Annotated in this window: 21 protein-coding genes; 11 read left to right on the forward strand and 10 right to left on the reverse strand. The window is 37.7% G+C overall.

Annotated elements, in window-relative coordinates:
• Positions 1-41 precede the first annotated feature (41 nt).
• The 6 genes from xerA (at position 42) to QM917_RS03215 (ending at position 7136) form a co-directional block, all read left to right on the forward strand.
• Positions 42-1007, forward strand: coding sequence for a site-specific tyrosine recombinase/integron integrase (gene xerA / locus QM917_RS03190; RefSeq protein ID WP_049549514.1), 966 nt, complete (start codon positions 42-44; stop codon positions 1005-1007).
• Positions 1008-1040: 33 nt separating this feature from the next.
• Entirely contained in the window at positions 1041-2171 is a 1131-nt protein-coding gene (locus QM917_RS03195) for a restriction endonuclease subunit S (protein ID WP_414284800.1), read from the forward strand.
• 28 nt (positions 2172-2199) lie between these two features.
• The gene (locus QM917_RS03200; RefSeq protein ID WP_414284802.1) at positions 2200-5550 is read left to right on the forward strand and encodes a DEAD/DEAH box helicase family protein; all 3351 of its coding nucleotides are present in this window, start codon (positions 2200-2202) and stop codon (positions 5548-5550) included.
• 19 nt (positions 5551-5569) lie between these two features.
• Positions 5570-6346 (forward strand): DNA polymerase beta superfamily protein, encoded by a 777-nt coding sequence (locus QM917_RS03205; RefSeq protein WP_414284803.1) that lies wholly within the window; start codon positions 5570-5572, stop codon positions 6344-6346.
• A gap of 194 nt (positions 6347-6540) precedes the next feature.
• Positions 6541-6726, forward strand: a complete 186-nt coding sequence (locus QM917_RS03210) for an AbrB family transcriptional regulator (RefSeq protein WP_371607761.1) — start codon at positions 6541-6543, stop codon at positions 6724-6726.
• Positions 6723-7136 (forward strand): type II toxin-antitoxin system death-on-curing family toxin, encoded by a 414-nt coding sequence (locus tag QM917_RS03215; protein ID WP_371607760.1) that lies wholly within the window; start codon positions 6723-6725, stop codon positions 7134-7136. Before QM917_RS03210 ends, QM917_RS03215 begins: the two co-directional genes overlap by 4 nt.
• A gap of 141 nt (positions 7137-7277) precedes the next feature.
• Here QM917_RS03215 and QM917_RS03220 read toward each other — a convergent pair whose 3' ends face one another.
• From QM917_RS03220 to QM917_RS03230, 3 genes are read right to left on the reverse strand one after another with little or no spacing between them, the layout of a single operon-like run.
• The gene (locus tag QM917_RS03220) at positions 7278-8093 is read right to left on the reverse strand and encodes a TIGR03943 family putative permease subunit (protein WP_414284805.1); all 816 of its coding nucleotides are present in this window, start codon (positions 8091-8093) and stop codon (positions 7278-7280) included.
• Entirely contained in the window at positions 8090-8995 is a 906-nt protein-coding gene (locus QM917_RS03225; protein WP_414284807.1) for a permease, read from the reverse strand. Before QM917_RS03225 ends, QM917_RS03220 begins: the two co-directional genes overlap by 4 nt.
• Positions 8996-9127: an SPJ_0845 family protein gene (locus tag QM917_RS03230; protein ID WP_000268695.1), complete on the reverse strand. Its 132-nt coding sequence runs from the start codon at positions 9125-9127 to the stop codon at positions 8996-8998. It lies immediately after the preceding gene.
• A 155-nt stretch (positions 9128-9282) separates the two neighbouring features.
• On the opposite strand from QM917_RS03230, the gene QM917_RS03235 reads away from it, so the two are divergent.
• The 3 genes from QM917_RS03235 to QM917_RS03245 are packed head-to-tail and all read left to right on the forward strand — an operon-like array spanning position 9283 to position 12180.
• Positions 9283-11412, forward strand: coding sequence for a Tex family protein (locus QM917_RS03235; protein ID WP_371607756.1), 2130 nt, complete (start codon positions 9283-9285; stop codon positions 11410-11412).
• Positions 11399-11848, forward strand: a complete 450-nt coding sequence (locus QM917_RS03240; protein ID WP_414284809.1) for a SprT family protein — start codon at positions 11399-11401, stop codon at positions 11846-11848. The genes QM917_RS03235 and QM917_RS03240 overlap by 14 nt, the downstream gene beginning before the upstream one ends.
• A gap of 59 nt (positions 11849-11907) precedes the next feature.
• Positions 11908-12180, forward strand: coding sequence for a PspC domain-containing protein (locus tag QM917_RS03245; protein ID WP_049503317.1), 273 nt, complete (start codon positions 11908-11910; stop codon positions 12178-12180).
• Positions 12181-12238: 58 nt separating this feature from the next.
• On the opposite strand, the gene QM917_RS03250 is transcribed toward QM917_RS03245, so the two are convergent.
• Positions 12239-12934 (reverse strand): VIT family protein, encoded by a 696-nt coding sequence (locus QM917_RS03250; RefSeq protein WP_414284810.1) that lies wholly within the window; start codon positions 12932-12934, stop codon positions 12239-12241.
• A 210-nt stretch (positions 12935-13144) separates the two neighbouring features.
• Between QM917_RS03250 and QM917_RS03255 the strand changes: the two genes are divergently transcribed.
• The gene (locus tag QM917_RS03255; RefSeq protein ID WP_025171264.1) at positions 13145-14425 is read left to right on the forward strand and encodes an O-acetylhomoserine aminocarboxypropyltransferase/cysteine synthase family protein; all 1281 of its coding nucleotides are present in this window, start codon (positions 13145-13147) and stop codon (positions 14423-14425) included.
• Positions 14426-14488: 63 nt separating this feature from the next.
• The gene (gene radC, locus QM917_RS03260; RefSeq protein ID WP_414284812.1) at positions 14489-15169 is read left to right on the forward strand and encodes a RadC family protein; all 681 of its coding nucleotides are present in this window, start codon (positions 14489-14491) and stop codon (positions 15167-15169) included.
• 23 nt (positions 15170-15192) lie between these two features.
• On the opposite strand, the gene QM917_RS03265 is transcribed toward radC, so the two are convergent.
• The 6 genes from QM917_RS03265 to QM917_RS03290 form a co-directional block, all read right to left on the reverse strand.
• Positions 15193-15882 (reverse strand): gamma-glutamyl-gamma-aminobutyrate hydrolase family protein, encoded by a 690-nt coding sequence (locus QM917_RS03265; protein ID WP_414284814.1) that lies wholly within the window; start codon positions 15880-15882, stop codon positions 15193-15195.
• Between the two features lie 15 nt (positions 15883-15897).
• A complete protein-coding gene (locus QM917_RS03270) occupies positions 15898-16539 on the reverse strand; it encodes a redox-sensing transcriptional repressor Rex (RefSeq protein WP_000660647.1) in 642 nt (213 codons plus the stop codon).
• A gap of 80 nt (positions 16540-16619) precedes the next feature.
• Positions 16620-16835 (reverse strand): DUF4649 family protein, encoded by a 216-nt coding sequence (locus QM917_RS03275; RefSeq protein WP_414284815.1) that lies wholly within the window; start codon positions 16833-16835, stop codon positions 16620-16622.
• Positions 16836-16844: 9 nt separating this feature from the next.
• Positions 16845-17192 (reverse strand): DUF1831 domain-containing protein, encoded by a 348-nt coding sequence (locus QM917_RS03280; RefSeq protein WP_075230512.1) that lies wholly within the window; start codon positions 17190-17192, stop codon positions 16845-16847.
• A gap of 4 nt (positions 17193-17196) precedes the next feature.
• Complete coding sequence (locus QM917_RS03285) at positions 17197-18312, reverse strand: cysteine desulfurase family protein (protein ID WP_414284817.1); 1116 nt, start codon at positions 18310-18312, stop codon at positions 17197-17199.
• A 15-nt stretch (positions 18313-18327) separates the two neighbouring features.
• Entirely contained in the window at positions 18328-19272 is a 945-nt protein-coding gene (locus tag QM917_RS03290) for a ribose-phosphate diphosphokinase (RefSeq protein WP_414284819.1), read from the reverse strand.
• Positions 19273-19286: the final 14 nt, after the last annotated feature.

The raw sequence follows: 19286 nt of genomic DNA on the forward strand, positions 1-19286 counted from the left end.
AATATTGTCTCTTTTTATTGAAATAATGAAAGTGAGAAAATATGGAAACAAAAGTGACAATCATCATTCAAGAAATGCTACCTCTTTTAAACAATGCACAATTACTAGCATTACGGGAGAGTTTAGAGCGTCATTTAGTGAGTGGTGTAAATCAACAGAAGTATACGAATAATTCCTTGTTAGCCTTATTTATTACTGCTAAACAGGTGGAGGGGTGTAGTGCAAAAACCATTCGTTATTATCAAAGAACCATTGAAAACTTATTTACAAGCATAAAGCAGTCTGTAACACAACTGACAACAGATGATTTGAGAAGTTATCTAGCACAGTATCAGTCAGAAAAAGATTGCAGTAAAGCAAATTTGGACAATATCCGACGCATCCTGTCTTCGTTTTTTGCTTGGCTTGAGCAGGAGGAATATATCATCAAAAATCCTATTCGACGGATAAAAAAGATTAAGACCGAACAAACTGTGAAAGAAACTTATACTGATGAACATCTTGAAATCATGCGAGACAATTGTGAAAACTTAAGGGATTTAGCAATGATCGATCTACTAGCTTCTACAGGAATGCGCGTGGGAGAACTTGTTCAACTGAATCGCTCAGATATCGACTTTGAAAATCGTGAATGTGTTGTATTTGGGAAAGGTAAAAAGGAGAGACCTGTTTATTTTGATGCTCGTACGAAAATCCATTTAAGGAACTATATCAATAGCAGAGAAGATAATCATCCAGCACTTTTTGTTACTTTGCTTGGAAAAGCCCAGAGACTTGGAATAGCTGGTGTTGAGATTCGATTAAGAAAGTTAGGTCAAAAGCTTGGAATTCAAAAGGTCCACCCTCATAAATTCAGAAGAACACTAGCAACAAAGGCAATTGATAAGGGAATGCCTATCGAACAAGTCCAAAAACTGCTAGGTCACAGCAAAATTGACACAACCTTAGCCTATGCTATGGTCAACCAAAGTAATGTCAAACATTCCCATCAGAAATTCATCTCTTAAGTGCAAATCCCGATATTTCGAGGAGGTGGTTGCATGAAGAAAGTGAAACTAGGTGAAATTTGTGAGATACAAGCAGGAGGAACTCCTTCAAGAAATAAGCAAGAATTTTGGGTTCAAGGTAATATACCTTGGGTAAAAATAAAAGATATAAACTCAAAATACATCTCTAAAGTTGAAGAACATATTACAGATTTAGGATTGCGGTTTTCCTCTGCAAAATTATTTTCAAGAGGTACGATATTGTATACTATTTTTGCTACTATTGGTGAAGTAGCTATATTAGATATTGATGCTGCAACAAATCAGGCTATAGCAGGTTTACATTTAAAGTCTGAAAAAGTATTAAAAGAATATCTTTATTTTTTCCTTCTTTCTATTAAAAATAGAGTAAAAAACGATAGTAGAGGAGTAGCTCAGAATAATATTAATTTAACGTACTTAAAAAATATAGAGGTCCCTATTGTTGAAAATAGTATTCAGCAAGAAATTTGTAATAATTTAACTAAAATAAATCAAATAATTACTCTACGTAATCAGCAACTCATAGAACTCTCAAACCTTGTAAAATCCCGATTTAACGAGATGTTTGAAGATTATCCTGACTCAGTATTCTTAGATACATATATAAAAGAACTGAGAGCAGGTAAAAGTTTAGCTGGTGAGGAAAATAATAAGAATAAAGTATTAAAAACAGGAGCTGTATCGTACGATTATTTTAATTCCTCTGAAGTAAAAAATTTACCAATTGACTATATTCCCTTAGATGAACATAAAGTTGAAATAGGGGATGTAATTATTAGTCGTATGAACACTTCTGAACTAGTTGGGGCTGCTGGGTATGTTTGGGCTATCAATAGTGATAATATATATTTGCCAGATAGATTATGGAAGGTTATTCTGAATGATCGAGTAAATCCAGTTTTCTTATGGAAGCTTATTACAAATGAGAAAACAAAATTAAAAATTAAGAGAATTTCCTCTGGAACTAGTGGGAGTATGAAAAATATTTCGAAATCAAAATTTTTACAAATTAGAGTCCCCCTCCCCCCTCTTTCCCTACAAAACGAGTTCGCAGACTTTGTGGCTCAGGTTGACAAATCACAATTTACTTGTCAGATGGCTATAAAACTGTGGAGAAATAGCTTAAAATCTAGTATAATATAGCTATCTATTTAATCAAAGTGAGAGAAAAATGGGAAATTTTGATTTTCTTTTAAATAACAAGGAGTATGAATCTTTTTCGAGGCCCTGTATAGAAGCTGAGAATATGATTGGGACATCCACTGTAGCGACAGCTTTCATGGCGCGTCGTGCCTTGGAGCAGGCTGTTCATTGGATTTATAGCCATGATTCTTATTTGGAAGCCCCTTATCGTGCTACCTTGTCTTCATTAGTTTGGGATGATGACTTTAGAGAAATCGTAGATCCAGAGCTTCATAGTCAGATGGTTCTCTTGATACGCTGGGGCAATCATGCTGCTCATGGTGGGGAGATCAAGGAACGTGAAGCGATTTTAGCCTTACATCATTTGTACCAGTTCGTAAACTTTATTGATTACTGCTACAGCAATGAGTTTGTGGAACGTTTTTTTGACGAGAAGTTATTGCCAATTTCAGAGAATGTCAAGAAAAGAGAAACACCACAAGCCATGGTGGAACTGCAAGACAGTTTACCTGTTATGCCTGACTTTTATGAACAAATGGCTGTACAGTCCTTGGAAGTTCAAGAAAATTATACAGAAAAACGTGAAACTGCTGCTCAACGGCAAGAGGTTTCTTTTCATATCGATCAGTTATCTGAGGCTGAGACGAGAAAACTCTTTATTGACATTGATTTACGCTTAGCAGGTTGGACATTTGAAGAAAATTGTCGAGTTGAAGTCGCTGTTAATGGACTGAAACACGGCTCGGGAACAGGTTATTGTGATTATGTCCTTTATGGTAAAAATGGAAAGATTTTAGCCATTATTGAAGCCAAAAAGGCTGCAGTTAATCCAGAAGTCGGTGAAGTACAAGTCAAGGAATATGCTAAAGCGCTAGAGGAAAAAATAGGTTATCAACCGATTTGTTTTATTACAAATGGCCTCAAGCACTACATTCTTGATGGTGTAAATCGTCGCCAGGTTGCAGGATTCTATTCTCAAGAAGAATTGCAATTATTGATGGACAGACGACATTTGCAAAAACCACTGAAGGATATTTCTAGTAAAATCAGAGACGATATTTCTGGACGTTATTACCAGAAACATGCGATTGCAAGTGTTTGTGAGGCTTTTTCTAACAATCGAAGACAAGCTCTTTTGGTAATGGCAACTGGTTCTGGGAAAACTCGAACAGCAGTCTCTCTTGTTGATATCCTATCACGTCACAATTGGGTCAAAAATATTCTCTTTCTAGCTGACCGAACATCTCTTGTAAAACAAGCCTATGATTCATTTAGGAAATTACTTCCAGATCTTTCGGTTTGTAACTTTTTAGAGGATAAAGCTGGAGCACGATCAAGTCGTATGGTATTTTCTACTTATCCGACCATGATTGGAGCTATTAGTGATCAGGAAGAAGTCATTCAACGCCCTTTCACTGTTGGTCATTTTGATCTTATCATTATTGACGAGTCTCACCGCTCTATTTATCAAAAATACAAGGCCATTTTTGATTATTTTGATGCTAGAATCGTAGGCTTAACGGCCACACCTCGTCAGGACCTTGATAAAAACACTTATGGATTTTTTAACTTGGAAAATGGTGTTCCTACCTATGCTTATGATCTTGAAAAGGCTGTTGAGGATGGCTACTTGGTATCCTATCATTCGATCGAAACCAAGTTAGAATTACCTACAGATGGACTTCATTACGATGATCTATCCCAAGAAGATAAAGAATATTTTGATAGCCAATTTGAAGATGATAGTCTAGAAAAAGACATTGATGCTGGAGCTTTTAATTCCTTTATTTTTAATAAAGGTACAGTAGAGATTGTTCTAGATGAACTAATGACGAGAGGGATTCAGACGGCTTCGGGTGATGAGATTGGAAAAACTATCATCTTTGCAAAGAATCATCACCATGCTGAATTTATTAGAGAGATTTTTAATAAACGATATCCTGAAAAGGGGAGCGACTATGCTCAGGTGATTGATTACAGTATTAAACATTATCAAACCTTGATTGATGATTTTAAAATCAAAGAGAAATACCCTCAAATTGCAATTTCAGTTGATATGCTGGATACAGGTATTGATGTTCCAGAGGTTGTTAATTTAGTTTTTTTCAAGAAAGTGCGCTCAAAAACAAAATTTTGGCAGATGATTGGTCGTGGAACGCGTCTCTGTAAAGATTTGTTTGGACCTGATCAGGATAAGGAAAACTTCTTGGTATTTGATTATGGTGACAACTTTGAATACTTCAAAGCAGATCCGAGAGAAGGAAATGGACGTCATATTGTTCCCTTGACACAGCGTTTGTTTAATATCAAGGTTGACTTGATTCGTGAACTGCAAGACCTTCGCTATCAAGAGGATCCATTTGCAAGAGAGTATCGTCAGCAACTGGTCTCAGAACTTCATAGTCATGTAGAGGACTTGAATGAGTTAGACTTTAGAGTTCGTATGGTCTTAGATATGGTTTATACCTATAAGAAATTAGAAAATTGGCAAAATCTTACAACGATTTCATGTGAAAATCTTCATACTCATATATCTCCTCTCATGTTTGATGAAGATAAAGAAAATGAAATGGCGAGACGCTTTGATTTATGGATGTTAGAAATTCAAGTAGGACAACTAACCTCTAAGCCATCACGGACTCATATATCTCAAGTTATGAAAACTGCTCAGGCTCTTGCTTCTGTTGGCAATATCCCTCAGGTCTTTGCACAGGCTGAAATTATCAGGAAAGTGCAAGAACCTGAATTTTGGGAGGAAGTAAGCTTGTCTGAACTTGAAAAAATACGACTTTCTCTAAGAGATTTATTGCAATTCTTGGATAAAAAGATCCGAAAGGTATATTATGTCAATTTTGAAGATCGAATTCTGTCTACTGTATATGAAACCACCCCTTATTTGCAGGTAAATGATCTTCGATCCTATAACGAAAAAGTTGAACATTATTTGAAAGCTCATTTGGATGAGGAAGCAATTTCTAAATTGTATCATAACAAGAAGTTGACTCCTCAAGATTTATTAGCATTAGAAACTCTATTATGGGAAAAATTAGGAAGTAAAACTGACTATCAGCAGCACTATGAGAACAAGGCTATTCCTAGATTGGTGCGGGAGATTATTGGTTTGAATAGAGAGGCCGCTAATCAAGTCTTTTCTAAGTTCTTGTCAGATGAAAGCCTTAATGCTAAGCAAATTTCTTTTGTGAAATTGATTGTCGATTATGTCGTTGAAAATGGTTATATGGATAAGTCTATCCTGACACAAGAACCGTTTAAATCTTATGGCTCCGTACAAGTACTATTTCAACATCAAATACCAGTATTGAGGAATATTGTCCAAACAATTGACTTAATCAATAATCGCGCCGAAGAAGTAGCTTGAAAATAGAAAGAGAATCACCATGCAAACACAAGAAGAAATGAATGTTTTGGTACCTGAAAAACTTGCAGAAATTGAGCGTGATTATGATGTTACTGTTTTGTGGGCAATTGAGTCTGGTAGTCGCGCTTGGGGCTTTGAGTCTCCGGATAGTGATTTTGATGTGCGTTTCGTATACAAGCACAAGCAAGATTTTTATCTAAGCTTGAACGATCATCGAGATGTCATCGAACTACCAATTGACGATACTTGGGATGTGAGTGGCTGGGATTTGGACAAGGCTTTAAAGTTGCTTTATAAGTCAAATCCAACCCTCTTTGAGTGGTTACAGTCGCCAATCGTTTACCAGCAAGATGCAGATTTTATTAACCGTATCCGTCCGCTTGTTAGTCAGTATTTTTCAGAGAAAAAGATGCTCCACCATTACTTGAATACTGCTAGAACTCAAATGAATAAGTATCTTTCAGGAGATAAGGTCAAACCTAAAAAGTATTTCTATGCACTTCGTCCCATTTTAGCTTGTCGTTGGATTGAAAAACATCACTCTGTTCCACCGATTTTGTTTGATGATTTGGTCAAAGAACTCCTCCCTGATGAAATGAAAGACCATGTGTCTAGATTGCTTGATATCAAGGTAAAGGGCCCTGAAGGTATGGAAATTGAGCCGATAGAGCCAATTCAGGACTTTATCATCAAAAATATCCAAGAGCTGGATGACTACGTCCAAAGTGTTACAGAGGAAAAGAAAGACTGGGAAGCTCTTAATCATTTTTTCCTTGAAGAATTACGTCGTGACTGAGGTTAATTATGGGAAAATGGACTTGTAGATGTGGTCAAGCAATGAACAACCACCAAGCGTTCAATCTAAATATTTATTCGGTTTATTCAGATGAGTTCTTAGCAGAAATTTCTCAAGCTGAATTATTTTAACTGACATTCTGTCATTGTAATTACGGTAATTATTTATTATAATACGCCAGAGGAGGGAGTCATATGATTGTAAAAACAAGAAAACAAGGAAATTCAATCACCATTACCAATCCAAATGGTGAAATTATCTTTACTCCCGAAGAGTCTGGACATCAGATTTCTTATGTATCTGATGATGTCTTTGACTTAAATTTGGACAAAATTTTTGATGAATACGATGATGTTTTCAAAGCTTTGGTGAAAAAATGACAGTCTATCTTACAGAAAGGCAAATCGAGAAAATCAATGCTTTAGCAATTCAACGTTATTCACCTAATGAAAAAATTCAGACAGTTAGTCCTTCTGCCTTAAATATGATTGTCAATTTACCAGAACAATTTGTTTTTGGTAAACCTTTTTATCCAATAACTTTTGATAAGGCAACGATACTATTTGTCCAATTGATTAAGAAGCGTGTTTTTGCCAACGCTAATAAACGAACTGTTTTCTTCGTTTTGGTGAAATTTCTGCAGTTGAATAGTTATCGTTTTTCTGTAACAGTTGAAGAAGCGGTCGATATGTGTGTAACTATCGCAGTAGAATCCTTAACAGATGAAAGGTTAGCTAGCTACACCAAATGGATCTCTGAACATTCATTTATTGCTAATGGCAAAAATTAAGCTTGGATGTTTAAATCCTAAAAGTAAAAAAATAGATAAACAGACAGTATTAGAATTCTGTAATGCAGAAAACTAATCTTTTGAATACGTCAAACATTCAACCTTACTAAACAAGAAAAAGTAGCCCACTCAGGCTACTTTTTAAAATTCTTTATAAACATAAGGATTCTCTGGTTTATCGACTTTTACAAAGGATTGAACTTCAAGGGTTGGGAGGACTTGGTTGAGTTCCTTGTGATAGCGATTGCTAATCTTACCTTTGACTCTCACCCAAGTGTTATTTTCATACTGATTGTTGTTTCCTGTGGTCAAGAGGCCAAAAACTCCCGAATCAGCGATGCAGTGCATGATACCAAAGCGAAAGACAAATTGACTATCGCTGTGACTTGGATCGTTGTAGACAAAGCCAATAAACTCGATTTCCTTGCCTTCAAATTCATTTGGATAATCATAGATAGCTTCCATGACTTCCAAGTAATTCTCATCGGTGATGACAATACTAGATTGAGCTAAGTATTTATCAGCAATTTTACGAACAGTGTCTACATAAGCTGTGTGTGAATAAAACCTACTGGTATCCGGCTTAAGATACTGACTGCTCGTACCTTCGCTTGCTTGGATTGCCTTGTCCGTTCCTTCTGACAGAGGAAAATAATATCCTTTTGCCGATACTGTTTGCGAATCTAGCTCGACAGTTGGAAATGTAAACCCAACTAACAAAGGTAAACTTAGGAGGACAGAACTAGCAAGCTTGGCAGAAAACTTATGTAAGTGACTGTGTTCTTTCAAACGCTTGAAGCAAATATAGGCTTGAACAATGGCTAGTAACAAAGATAGAACCATTGTTATATAAGCCAGATAAGAGTAGTGGAGGTTTAGATATTGATTGAGCTTACCAGATAGGTGTAGATAAAGGGTTAAGAAAAAATAACTAATCAAAATAAGAAATCGTATCATATCATCACCCCGACTAGATAAGAATAGACAAGAACAACAAGAGTCACAATGGTCATGAACTGCCAAATAAAGCGAGTTTTAAGATAATTCTTCATCATGAGTAGGTTTTTGACATCAAGCATTGGTCCAATAACCAGAAAGGCAAGAACTGGCGCAAATCCGAAACTAGAGAGCAACGAAGAGCCAATAAAGGCATCTGCCTCACTACAAAGCGATAGTAAGAAAGATAAGAGCATTAAAAGAACAATAGCGAGTAGTGGTGTTGCACTAATTGATGTCAGAATACGAGTTGGTACATAAACCTGGACTATGCTAGCAAACAGACAACCGAAAACCAAATAACGTCCCATATCAAAGAATTCATCGATAGCTTGGATAAATACCTGAAGGATTTTTTGACTTTTACTCAAGTGAGAAAAATCATGCTCATGACAAGCCAATCTATTTTCTTTTTGAATAGGTTCTTCCCAGAAAAATCCAAGAAAGATACCCAATATAGTAGCAACTAGAATCGCGCCCAAAGCTCTTAGGAAAACCATTTGAATTGAATTACCAAAGGCTGAATAAGTCGCAAAAAGTACGATAGGATTGATGATAGGAGCCGTTACTAGAAAAGGTACCGCTGTATAGCTTGGAACCTTTTTCTCTAAGAAACGATTGATAATCGGAACGATTCCACACTCACAAGAGGGAAAGAGAAAACCGATGAAGCTACCAAAAAAGATTCTCCCCAAGCGATTTTTAGGGAGAAATTTATAAACCTTCTCAGGAGTCACATAGACTTCAATGGCACCAGAGATGATACTACCGATTAAGACAAAGGGTAAAGCTTCAATGATAATTGATAGAAAAATAGCGCCAGCTTGTAACACACTAGAAGGTAGACTTTGAAAGAGTGTCATCTATTTTTTCTTTTCAGCCTTATCTTTCTTTTCTTTATCATCTGGAAATGTCACTTGCTTCAAATCAGGTAGTTTAGCGAACTCTTCGAACATCTTATCTAAGTCATCAGTTTTTGTAAATTTAACAGCCATTGGGCATACCTCAATTCTTATTGTTTCCTCTATTATACTATTATTTCTGGGAAATAGTTGGATTTTAAAACAAACATTGCTTTTCTCTTTATAAAGTTGAAATAAAGCAACAAATTAAGGAAAACAAGCTTTCTTCCTTATGGTATAATAGATTCATGGATAAAAAATATGAAAAAATTTCCCAAGATTTGGGTGTAACCTTAAAGCAAATTGATACGGTCTTGTCTTTGACAGCAGAAGGAGCAACCATTCCCTTTATCGCTCGTTATCGGAAAGACATGACTGGTAGTTTGGATGAGGTGGCTATCAAAGCTATTATCGACCTTGATAAAAGTCTTACCAACCTCAATGACCGTAAGGAAGCTGTTTTGTCAAAAATCAAAGAGCAAGGTAAGTTGACCAAAGAGTTAGAAGAAGCCATCTTAGCTGCTGAAAAACTCGCAGACGTTGAAGAGCTCTATCTTCCCTATAAGGAAAAACGTCGCACCAAGGCAACGATTGCGCGTGAGGCGGGGCTTTTCCCTCTTGCTCGCTTAATCTTACAAAATGTTTCTGACCTAGAAAAAGAAGCAGAAGCATTTGTCTGTGAAGGATTCGAGACTCCACAAGATGCTTTAGCAGGTGCAGTTGATATTTTGGTTGAAGCTCTCTCTGAGGATGTCAACTTGCGTTCGATGACTTATCAAGAAGTTCTTAGACATTCTAAAATTACATCTCAACTTAAAGACGAAACTCTAGATGAAAAGCAAGTCTTTCAGATTTATTACGATTTCTCAGAGACGGTTCCTAACATGCAGGGATATCGTACTCTTGCCCTTAATCGTGGTGAGAAGTTAGGCATCTTGAAGATTGGTTTTGAGCATGCGGTTGAACGTATTCAAGCCTTCTTTGCTGCTCGTTTTAAGGTTAAAAATGCCTATATTGAAGAAGTTATTCAGCAATCTGTTAAGAAGAAGGTACTGCCAACTATCGAGCGTCGTATCCGTACAGAGTTAACAGAGAAGGCAGAAGAAGGAGCTATTCAACTCTTCTCAGAAAACCTCCGTAATCTTCTTCTGGTAGCACCTCTTAAAGGGCGCGTGGTTCTTGGTTTTGACCCTGCTTTTCGTACAGGTGCCAAGCTTGCGGTCGTTGATGCGACTGGGAAAATGTTGACGACACAAGTCATTTATCCAGTCAAACCAGCTTCAGCTCGTCAGATTGAAGAAGCTAAGCGTGATTTGGCAGATTTGATTGGCCAATACGGTGTTGAAATTATCGCTATCGGAAATGGAACTGCTAGTCGTGAGAGTGAAGCCTTTGTGGCAGAACTTCTGAAAGAGTTTCCAGAAGTTAGCTATGTCATTGTCAATGAGAGTGGTGCGTCTGTCTACTCAGCTAGTGAACTTGCCCGTCAGGAGTTTCCAGAACTAACCGTTGAAAAACGTTCGGCAATCTCAATCGCTCGTCGCTTGCAAGATCCCCTTGCTGAATTGGTTAAAATTGACCCTAAATCCATCGGTGTTGGCCAGTATCAGCACGATGTTAGTCAGAAAAAACTATCTGAAAGTCTTGATTTCGTGGTGGATACAGTTGTTAACCAAGTTGGTGTCAATATCAATACAGCTAGTCCAGCCCTACTTTCACATGTTGCAGGACTAAACAAAACCATCTCTGAAAATATCGTTAAGTACCGTGAGGAAGAAGGAAAAATCACTTCACGAGCCCAAATCAAGAAAGTTCCTCGACTAGGTGCTAAGGCCTTTGAGCAGGCTGCTGGTTTCCTTCGTATTCCTGAAAGCAGCAACATCCTTGACAATACTGGTGTTCACCCAGAAAACTATGCAGCGGTCAAGGAACTCTTCAAACGCTTAGATATTAAAGACCTAAATGAAGAAGCGCAAGCCAAGCTAAAATCCGTTTCAATCAAGGAAATGGCTCAAGAGCTAGAACTCGGTCAAGAAACACTTAAAGACATTATCGCTGACCTTCTCAAACCAGGACGTGATTTCCGTGATTCCTTTGATGCTCCAGTCCTTCGTCAGGATGTCTTGGATATCAAAGACTTACAAGTTGGCCAAAAGCTTGAGGGAGTTGTGCGCAACGTCGTTGACTTCGGTGCCTTTGTTGATATCGGTATCCATGAGGACGGTCTCATTCATATCTCTCACATGAGTAAGAAATTTATCAAACATCCGAGTCAAGTAGTTTCGGTTGGCGATTTGGTTACTGTTTGGGTGAAGAAAATCGATGCTGACCGCGAAAAAGTGAATCTGTCGCTCCTAGCTCCAAATGAATCTAACTGATTACGTTAAACAGGTTTCTTTAGAAGATTTTGGAAAACCTTTCAAACACCAAGCTCAATGGAATACTCGTCTACGGTCGACAGGTGGACGATTTTTCCCAAAAGATGGTCATTTGGATTTCAATCCTAAGGTTTATCAAGAACTTGGTTTAGAGGTTTTTCGTAAAATTGTTCGTCATGAGCTCTGCCATTATCATCTTTATTTCGAAGATAAAGGCTATCAGCATAAGGATTTAGCCTTTAAACAACTTTTAAAAGAGGTAGACGGGCTCCGCTTTGTTCCTCCCTTATCAAGTGCCAATCAAAAGCCAAATTTAGTCTATGCTTGTCAGTCTTGTCAGCAAATCTATCAACGAAAGCGAAAAATCGATACCAAGCGTTATCGTTGTGGTCTTTGTCGTGGAAAACTCTTCTTGTTAAATCGGCCTAAGGACTGATGTAGTAAATCTAGTTTAGTGCTATACTAAGATTAAGAAATCCGAAAGAGGAATAAATTATGAATACAAAATTTTATAAAATGAGACGAAATCGCATGATATCAGGTGTTCTTGCAGGTCTATCTGATAAATGGAATCTTGATGTAACCCTTGTTCGTTTCCTTTTTGCAATCTTTACAATCGCAAACTTTGGACTCGGAATCATTATCTACATTATCCTAGCTTCGATTCTACCAACAAAAGAAGATATCGAAGCTGAAATGTATGGAACAGGCCCACGCAAGATTAAAGAAGCCCAGCCTATCAATGATGACGAAGGTTGGTTTTGGTAAATCAAATTAACTGTCTATATTTTGATAGCAAAAAAAAGATACCGAGCGGTATCTTTTTTTAAATACTAAACAACTGTCCCAATAGATAGGTCACTCCCATAGTCAACAAACCGATACAGAGGTTACGAATCATGGCTGTTTTTGTTGGGGCTTTTCCAAGTTTAGCACTAGTGTAGCCGGTAACTAATAGAGAAATCGCTACGATAAAGACAGTGGCAGGAATTCTGTATTCGCTTGGGAAAATAATAATCGAAAGCATTGGTGGCAGGCTACCAAGTACAAAGGCGATGAAGCTAGATGCTGCAGCATGCCAGGGATTAGTGAATTCCTCATACTCGATTCCGTACTTTTCCTCAACTAAGGCTTTGAGAGGATTTTTAAGAAATGCTTTATTGGTTAAGAGTTGGGCTGATGTTTCACACTCACCATTTTGAAGATAAGCTGCATAGAGTGATTTTTTAGCAGCTTCCATATCTTTATCCAAAAGTAATTGTTCGCGGGCTACAGCAGCTTCCTCCGTGTCTTTTTGAGTAGATACGGATACATACTCGCCACCAGCCATAGAAAAGGCACCAGCAAGAATTGCGGCTAATCCTGAGAGGAAGATAATCCAGATATTGTTAGTCGCACTGGCAACCCCAATAACAACTCCAGCGATAGAGATGATTCCATCATTAGCTCCCAGCACACCAGCTCTCAAGATATTTAAACGGCCAGCAAAGTTTGCATCAATTTCATGTGTAATTTCTGACATAGTTTTCTCCTTCCTGTCCATTATAAAGTAAAGAGAAAGTGAATACAAACTTTTTAAACTATCTGAAAAAAGTTCTACAATTCTAATTTAAGACAAAGTAAATAGAAGTAGCCATAGCTATTTCTTATGCCAAGATATAACAAAGTTGTATTTGTAACTGACTGCCATAGATGATACAATTAATTTGATGAAATCTTTGGAGGTCTGATTATGACTCGTGAATTTAAATTTGAAACCCTACAATTGCATGCAGGACAAGTGGTAGATGCGACTACCAAGTCTCGTGCTGTCCCTATTTATCAAACAACATCTTTTGTATTTGAAGATACACAAGAAGGTGCAGAACTGTTTGCCCTTCAAAAAGCTGGAAATATCTATACACGTATTACCAATCCAACAACTTCAGCCTTTGAAGAACGTATTGCTGCTCTTGAAGGTGGTGTAGGTGCCCTTGCCACAGCTTCTGGAATGGCGGCTCTTACTTATACTATTCTTGGACTTGCTCATGCAGGTGATCATGTTGTTGCCGCTTCAACTATCTACGGTGGTACTTTTAACCTATTGAAAGAAACCCTTCCTCGCTATGGAATCACCACAACTTTTGTTGATATCGATAATCTAGAAGAAGTAGAAGCAGCGATTAAAGACAATACCAAACTTGTTTTGATTGAAACCTTGGGTAATCCAGTTATCAACATTCCTGATATAGAAAAAATTGCTGAAATTGCTCATAAACACCAGATTCCATTGGTTGCTGACAATACTTTTGCAACACCTTATCTTATCAATGTCTTTTCTCATGGAGTAGACATTGCAGTTCACTCAGCAACTAAGTTTATCGGTGGTCACGGTACAACTATTGGTGGTGTCATCGTTGATAGTGGTAAGTTTGACTGGGCTGCTTCAGGCAAATTTCCTCAATTAGTCGAAGAAGATCCAAGCTACCACAATATCAGTTATACTCGTGATGTTGGAGCTGCAGCTTTTATCGTGGCTGCTCGCGTGCAATTGCTTCGCGATATGGGAGCTGCCCTTTCACCATTTAACTCATTCTTGCTCTTACAAGGTCTTGAAACACTTTCTCTTCGTGTTGAACGTCATGTTCAAAATGCTGAGAAAATCGTTGATTTCCTTGTGAACCATCCAAAGGTTGAAAAGGTCAACTATCCAAAACTTCCAGATAGTCCTTACCATGCCTTGGCTGAAAAATACTTACCAAAAGGTGTTGGTTCAATCTTTACTTTCCACGTTAAAGGTGGAGAAGCAGAAGCTCGTAAGGTGATTGACAACTTGGAAATTTTTTCAAACTTAGCCAATGTAGCAGATGCAAAATCATTGGTAGTTCATCCCGCAACCACAACACATGCTCAGTTGTCAGACTCTGATCTAGAAGCAGCAGGAGTAACTAAAAATCAAATCCGTCTCTCAATCGGTCTTGAAAATGTTGATGATTTGATTGAAGATTTACGACTAGCGCTTGAAAAAATCTAAAAATAACTAGTTTTTATCGAATTAAGCATCCTTCTCACGAATAGTAAAGTGAGGAGGATTTTTATGTACAGTATTTCATTTCAAGAAGATTCGCTCTTGCCAAGGGAACGCTTGGTGACAGAAGGAGTAGAAAGTTTGAGTAATCAGGAATTACTAGCCATTTTATTACGAACAGGAACTCGTCAATCTACCGTTTTTGAAATTGCACAGAAAGTATTGTCTCAATTGAACAGTTTAACTGAGTTAAAAAAAATGACCCTGCAAGAACTACAGACTTTATCAGGTATCGGTAGAGTGAAGGCTATTGAACTACAAGCAATGATTGAGCTTGGAAGTCGTATTCACAAACATGAAACCATTGAGACAGAGAGCATTCTTAGTAGTCAAAGACTGGCTAAAAAGATGCAACAAGAATTGGGAGATAAAAAACAAGAGCACCTAGTGGCGCTCTATCTGAATACACAAAATCAAATTATTCATCAGCAAACCATTTTTATTGGTTCTGCTACTAGAAGTATTGCGGAACCAAGGGAAATTCTCCACTATGCCTTAAAGCATATGGCAACATCCGTGATTCTGGTTCATAATCATCCATCTGGTGCTGTTATGCCAAGTAGAAATGATGACCATGTTACAAAACTTGTTAAAGAAGCCTGCGAATTAATGGGTTTGGTCTTATTGGACCATCTTATCGTCTCACATTCCGGTTATTTTAGTTACCGTGAGAAGACGGATCTAATTTAAAAAACCTGTATCATATACAGGTTTTACAATTCATTGACGACATAATCGAAAAGTGTTTTATCTTTGGGGCGATTTTCAAAAAGAAATTCCGGATGCCATTGAACACCGAGGTAAGGGAAACCATCAGTCGTTGTTACAGCCTCAATAATACCGTCTTTAGGATCATGAGCGACAACCTTTAGATTTTGAGCAAGGTCTTTAATGCTCTGATGATGGAAAGAGTTGATATGGGAGATTTCTCCATAGATTTCTCGAAGAACAGTATCAGGTTCTGTTACCAAACGTTGTGTTGTGTACTCGGCAGAACAATCCTGCCAGTGGTCTTCGATATCTTGATACAAAGTTCCACCCATAGCAACGTTAAAGAGTTGAGTCCCACGGCAAACAGAGAAAATAGGCTTTTTCTGTTTAATAGCTTCCTTGATGAGGGCTAGTTCGAAGATATCTCTTTGAAGATGGTAGTCATCGCTATCAATGGTTTTTGGTTCACCATAGAATTTTGGATCAACATTTTGCCCACCTGTCAAGATGAGCTTGTCAATCATACTGATATAGTGGCTAGCCATTTCTTGATCACCAATCGGTAGGATGATGGGAATCCCTCCAGCGTCTTTAACGCCTTCAATAAAGCTTTTTGCTGCATAGCTCATCATGATGTCATCATCTGGATGAGTTTTTTCGTTTCCTGTAATCCCTATAACTGGTTTTTTCATAAATGCTTACGCTTTCTAATCCTCTTTTCTCATGAAATAGAGGAGAGTTTGCAATTCACTAGTTAAATCCACATATTGAGCCACCACATCTTTTGGTAGTTGGAGATGAACGGGTGAAAAGCTTAAAATTCCTTTAATACCTGCTTCTACAAGGAGATTAGCTACTTCTTGTGATTTGACACTCGGAACAGTTAAGATTGCAGTTTTTACATCTGCATTTTTTATTTTATCCTTGATTTGGGAAATTCCATAAATTGGAATTCCATCGGGAGTTTTCGTCCCAACTTCAGGATGATCATCCAAATCAAAAGCCATAATAATTTTCATTTTGTTTCGTTCATGGAAACGGTAGTGAAGGAGAGCGTGCCCCATATTACCAATCCCCACCAACATAACATTTGTAATAGAATTATCATTTAGAAGATCAGCAAAAAACGTCATTAGTTTTTTGACATCGTAGCCAAATCCACGGCGACCAAGTTCACCAAAGTAGGAAAAATCTCGTCTAACGGTAGCAGAATCAATACCAATGGCCTCGGCAATTTGTTTTGAGTTGGCTCTTTCAATCTTTTCTGCATGAAATCTTTTAAAGATACGATAATAAAGAGAAAGTCTCTTTGCTGTTGCTTTTGGAATAGCAGACTGTTTTTCTTTCACAAAATCACAACCTTTCTAAATACTATTTTATAGAAAGATTGTGAAAAAATCAACAAAAACAAGAAAAAACTAAGAAAATCTTAGTTTATCTTTGTAAAATCATAGTGAGATAGAAAACGATAGAAATTTCCCAGAAGCCCCTGATAGATTTCTTTTCCATTATAGGTCAGAGAAGTAATGACAGTAGTATCTGGAAGAGTCACACAGCCTGAAAGTGATAGCATGAGTGCTTCATAATCTTCGTATTCTAAAACGCGATCGACTTGATAGGTGTCTTTGTAAGTTAATCGAAACATAATTGCCTTCTATCTTTCACTTTTAGTAAAGACATCACGTTCAACAAGACTATCCATCAAGAAGTAAAATTTCTCTTGGTGAATATGAGTTTCTTCTGACTTAAAGATATCGACTAAACGTAGACCAAATTTATCAGTGATGTTGATTTTTGCACCTGTTAAGTCTTTGTTGATGATAATCTTAAGTTGGAAACCTTCCCCACTATTTGGAACTTTTTCAAGAAGACGCGTTAGTTCATAGTTACCAACCTTAGTTTCAAAAAAAGTGTTATCTTTTAGAGTGAACTTTTTGACGGTTGGGCTAAGTGTGTAATTATAACGGCAATTTTTAAGACTAATGGTTTTTTCGAATGCCATTGAGTTAACCTCCAATGATTTCTTTTAGAGTTTGTGCGAGAGTGATTATTTCTTGCCCTGTATTTTGAGGTGAAATGCTGACGCGAACGGATTCGTGTAAGCGAGGAGAGTCTTCACCGTAGAAAGCCTGAAGAACATGACTAACCTGAACGACACCTGCAGTACAAGCAGAGCCAGTTGAAATAGAAATACCTTCAAGATCTAGACGAAGGAGTAGTAGATCATTACGTTGACCTGGGAATCCAATATTAAGGACATAAGGTAGCTGGTCTTTCCCTTGATTGAGGTAATAGTCTGTCCCAGCAATTTCATTTAAGAATGTGTCTTTTAGTTTTTGAACCTTTTTAAAGTTTTGTTCTTGGTTTTCAAGATCATCCTTTAGAGCTGCTACCATTCCCACAATGGCAGGAAGATTTTCTGTTCCTGCTCTTTTTTTCTGCTCTTGATCGCCACCATGAAGGTAGGAGTCAAAATCTGTAGATGCAGCATAGAGAAAACCAACGCCTTTTGGACCATAAAATTTGTGTGCAGAAGCGCTTAGAAAATCAATTCCCAATTTTTCGGGAAGTATCTCTAACTTACCAACTGCCTGAACCGCATCGACATGATAGACGGCTGGATGATTTTTTAGAACTTCCCCAATTTCAGCAATAGGTAAAAGTGTACCAGTTTCATTGTTTGCAAACATAGTAGAAACAAGAATGGTATCTTCACGCAGTGCATTTTTGACCTGGGATGCAGAAATTTCTTGATTTTCAGGCTGTAAAATAGTCACTTCAAAACCGAAATTTTCAACCAAGTATTTGATGGGTTCTAGAACAGCATGGTGCTCAATCGCAGTAGTGATAATGTGCTTTCCACGATTTTGATGGCGGAGGCAGTAGCCGATGATAGCAGTATTATTGCTTTCAGTACCACCAGTTGTAAAGAATATATGTTGTGGCTTTGTCCCTAGTAAACTTGCTAGTTCTTGACGAGCTTCTCGTAATAGTTTACCTGCTTGGCGCCCATGGCCATGAATACTAGAAGGGTTGCCATAAGTTTCTTGCATGACTTGAGTCATTGCTGAGATAGCTACTGAAGACATCGGAGTCGTTGCAGCATTATCCAAATAAATCAAAAACTCACCTAATTTCTATTTAAATAGTGGACTAACTGGTTTTCTTTCATGAATACGAACCATAGCATCACCAATCAATTCGCTAGCAGTGATATATTGTACGTTTTTAGGTTTTCTACTTTCTGTCAATACAGAATCTGTAACCAAGATTTCCTTGATTTTTGTTGCATCTAATAACTCTGCTGCACCGTTAACGAATAGTCCATGACTTGAAACCGCATAGATTTCAGTTGCGCCGTCACGCTCTAAGATTTTAGCAGCTTCAGAGAAGGTACGGCCAGTGTTCAGAATGTCATCGATCAAAATTGCCTTTTTACCTTCGACATCTCCGATGATGTAACCTTGACTGCGTTCAGAATCATCTTGTGCATAATCAATGATGGCGATTGGAGCATCTAGGTATTCTGCAAGACTACGAGCACGTTTAACACCAGAGTTTTTAGGACTTACAACAACCACATCTGAACCAGTCAAACCTTTATCACAGTAATGTTTTGCAAAAAGTGGAATTGTATAGAGGTTATCTACAGGAATGTCAAAGAATCCTTGAACCTGAACGGCATGGAGGTCAAGAGTCAATACACGACTAACTCCAGCTTTCACCAACATATTTGCAACTAGTTTTGCAGTAAGTGGTTCGCGAGAAGAAGCGATACGATCTTGGCGAGCGTAGCCGAAGTATGGAAGAACAACGTTAATAGTATTAGCACTAGCGCGAACACAAGCATCAACCATAATCAAGAGTTCCATCAAGTGGTTATTTACTGGATAACTAGTTGATTGGATGATATAAACATCATATCCACGAACACTTTCTTCGATGTTAACTTGGATTTCACCATCTGAAAATTGGCGTGAAGATACTTTTCCAAGTGGAACACCTGCAGCATCTGCGATTCTTTGAGCAATTTCCTGGTTGGAAGATAGTGCGAAAAGTTTCATGTTTTTTGTATCTGACATCGATAAACCGTCCT

The sequence above is a fragment of the Streptococcus infantis genome (assembly GCF_047460685.1).
Taxonomy (GTDB): Bacteria; Bacillota; Bacilli; order Lactobacillales; family Streptococcaceae; genus Streptococcus; species Streptococcus infantis_AD.

Excerpts from the sequence above, each read along its gene's own strand:
- xerA (WP_049549514.1), top strand. The coding sequence starts at position 42 with ATGGAAACAAAAGTGACAATCATCATTCAAGAAATGCTACCTCTTTTA.
- QM917_RS03195 (WP_414284800.1), top strand. The coding sequence starts at position 1,041 with ATGAAGAAAGTGAAACTAGGTGAAATTTGTGAGATACAAGCAGGAGGA.
- QM917_RS03200 (WP_414284802.1), top strand. The coding sequence starts at position 2,200 with ATGGGAAATTTTGATTTTCTTTTAAATAACAAGGAGTATGAATCTTTT.
- QM917_RS03205 (WP_414284803.1), top strand. The coding sequence starts at position 5,570 with ATGCAAACACAAGAAGAAATGAATGTTTTGGTACCTGAAAAACTTGCA.
- QM917_RS03210 (WP_371607761.1), top strand. The coding sequence starts at position 6,541 with ATGATTGTAAAAACAAGAAAACAAGGAAATTCAATCACCATTACCAAT.
- QM917_RS03215 (WP_371607760.1), top strand. The coding sequence starts at position 6,723 with ATGACAGTCTATCTTACAGAAAGGCAAATCGAGAAAATCAATGCTTTA.
- QM917_RS03220 (WP_414284805.1), bottom strand. The coding sequence starts at position 8,093 with ATGATACGATTTCTTATTTTGATTAGTTATTTTTTCTTAACCCTTTAT.
- QM917_RS03225 (WP_414284807.1), bottom strand. The coding sequence starts at position 8,995 with ATGACACTCTTTCAAAGTCTACCTTCTAGTGTGTTACAAGCTGGCGCT.
- QM917_RS03230 (WP_000268695.1), bottom strand. The coding sequence starts at position 9,127 with ATGGCTGTTAAATTTACAAAAACTGATGACTTAGATAAGATGTTCGAA.
- QM917_RS03235 (WP_371607756.1), top strand. The coding sequence starts at position 9,283 with ATGGATAAAAAATATGAAAAAATTTCCCAAGATTTGGGTGTAACCTTA.
- QM917_RS03240 (WP_414284809.1), top strand. The coding sequence starts at position 11,399 with ATGAATCTAACTGATTACGTTAAACAGGTTTCTTTAGAAGATTTTGGA.
- QM917_RS03245 (WP_049503317.1), top strand. The coding sequence starts at position 11,908 with ATGAATACAAAATTTTATAAAATGAGACGAAATCGCATGATATCAGGT.
- QM917_RS03250 (WP_414284810.1), bottom strand. The coding sequence starts at position 12,934 with ATGTCAGAAATTACACATGAAATTGATGCAAACTTTGCTGGCCGTTTA.
- QM917_RS03255 (WP_025171264.1), top strand. The coding sequence starts at position 13,145 with ATGACTCGTGAATTTAAATTTGAAACCCTACAATTGCATGCAGGACAA.
- radC (WP_414284812.1), top strand. The coding sequence starts at position 14,489 with ATGTACAGTATTTCATTTCAAGAAGATTCGCTCTTGCCAAGGGAACGC.
- QM917_RS03265 (WP_414284814.1), bottom strand. The coding sequence starts at position 15,882 with ATGAAAAAACCAGTTATAGGGATTACAGGAAACGAAAAAACTCATCCA.
- QM917_RS03275 (WP_414284815.1), bottom strand. The coding sequence starts at position 16,835 with ATGTTTCGATTAACTTACAAAGACACCTATCAAGTCGATCGCGTTTTA.
- QM917_RS03280 (WP_075230512.1), bottom strand. The coding sequence starts at position 17,192 with ATGGCATTCGAAAAAACCATTAGTCTTAAAAATTGCCGTTATAATTAC.
- QM917_RS03290 (WP_414284819.1), bottom strand. The coding sequence starts at position 19,272 with ATGTCAGATACAAAAAACATGAAACTTTTCGCACTATCTTCCAACCAG.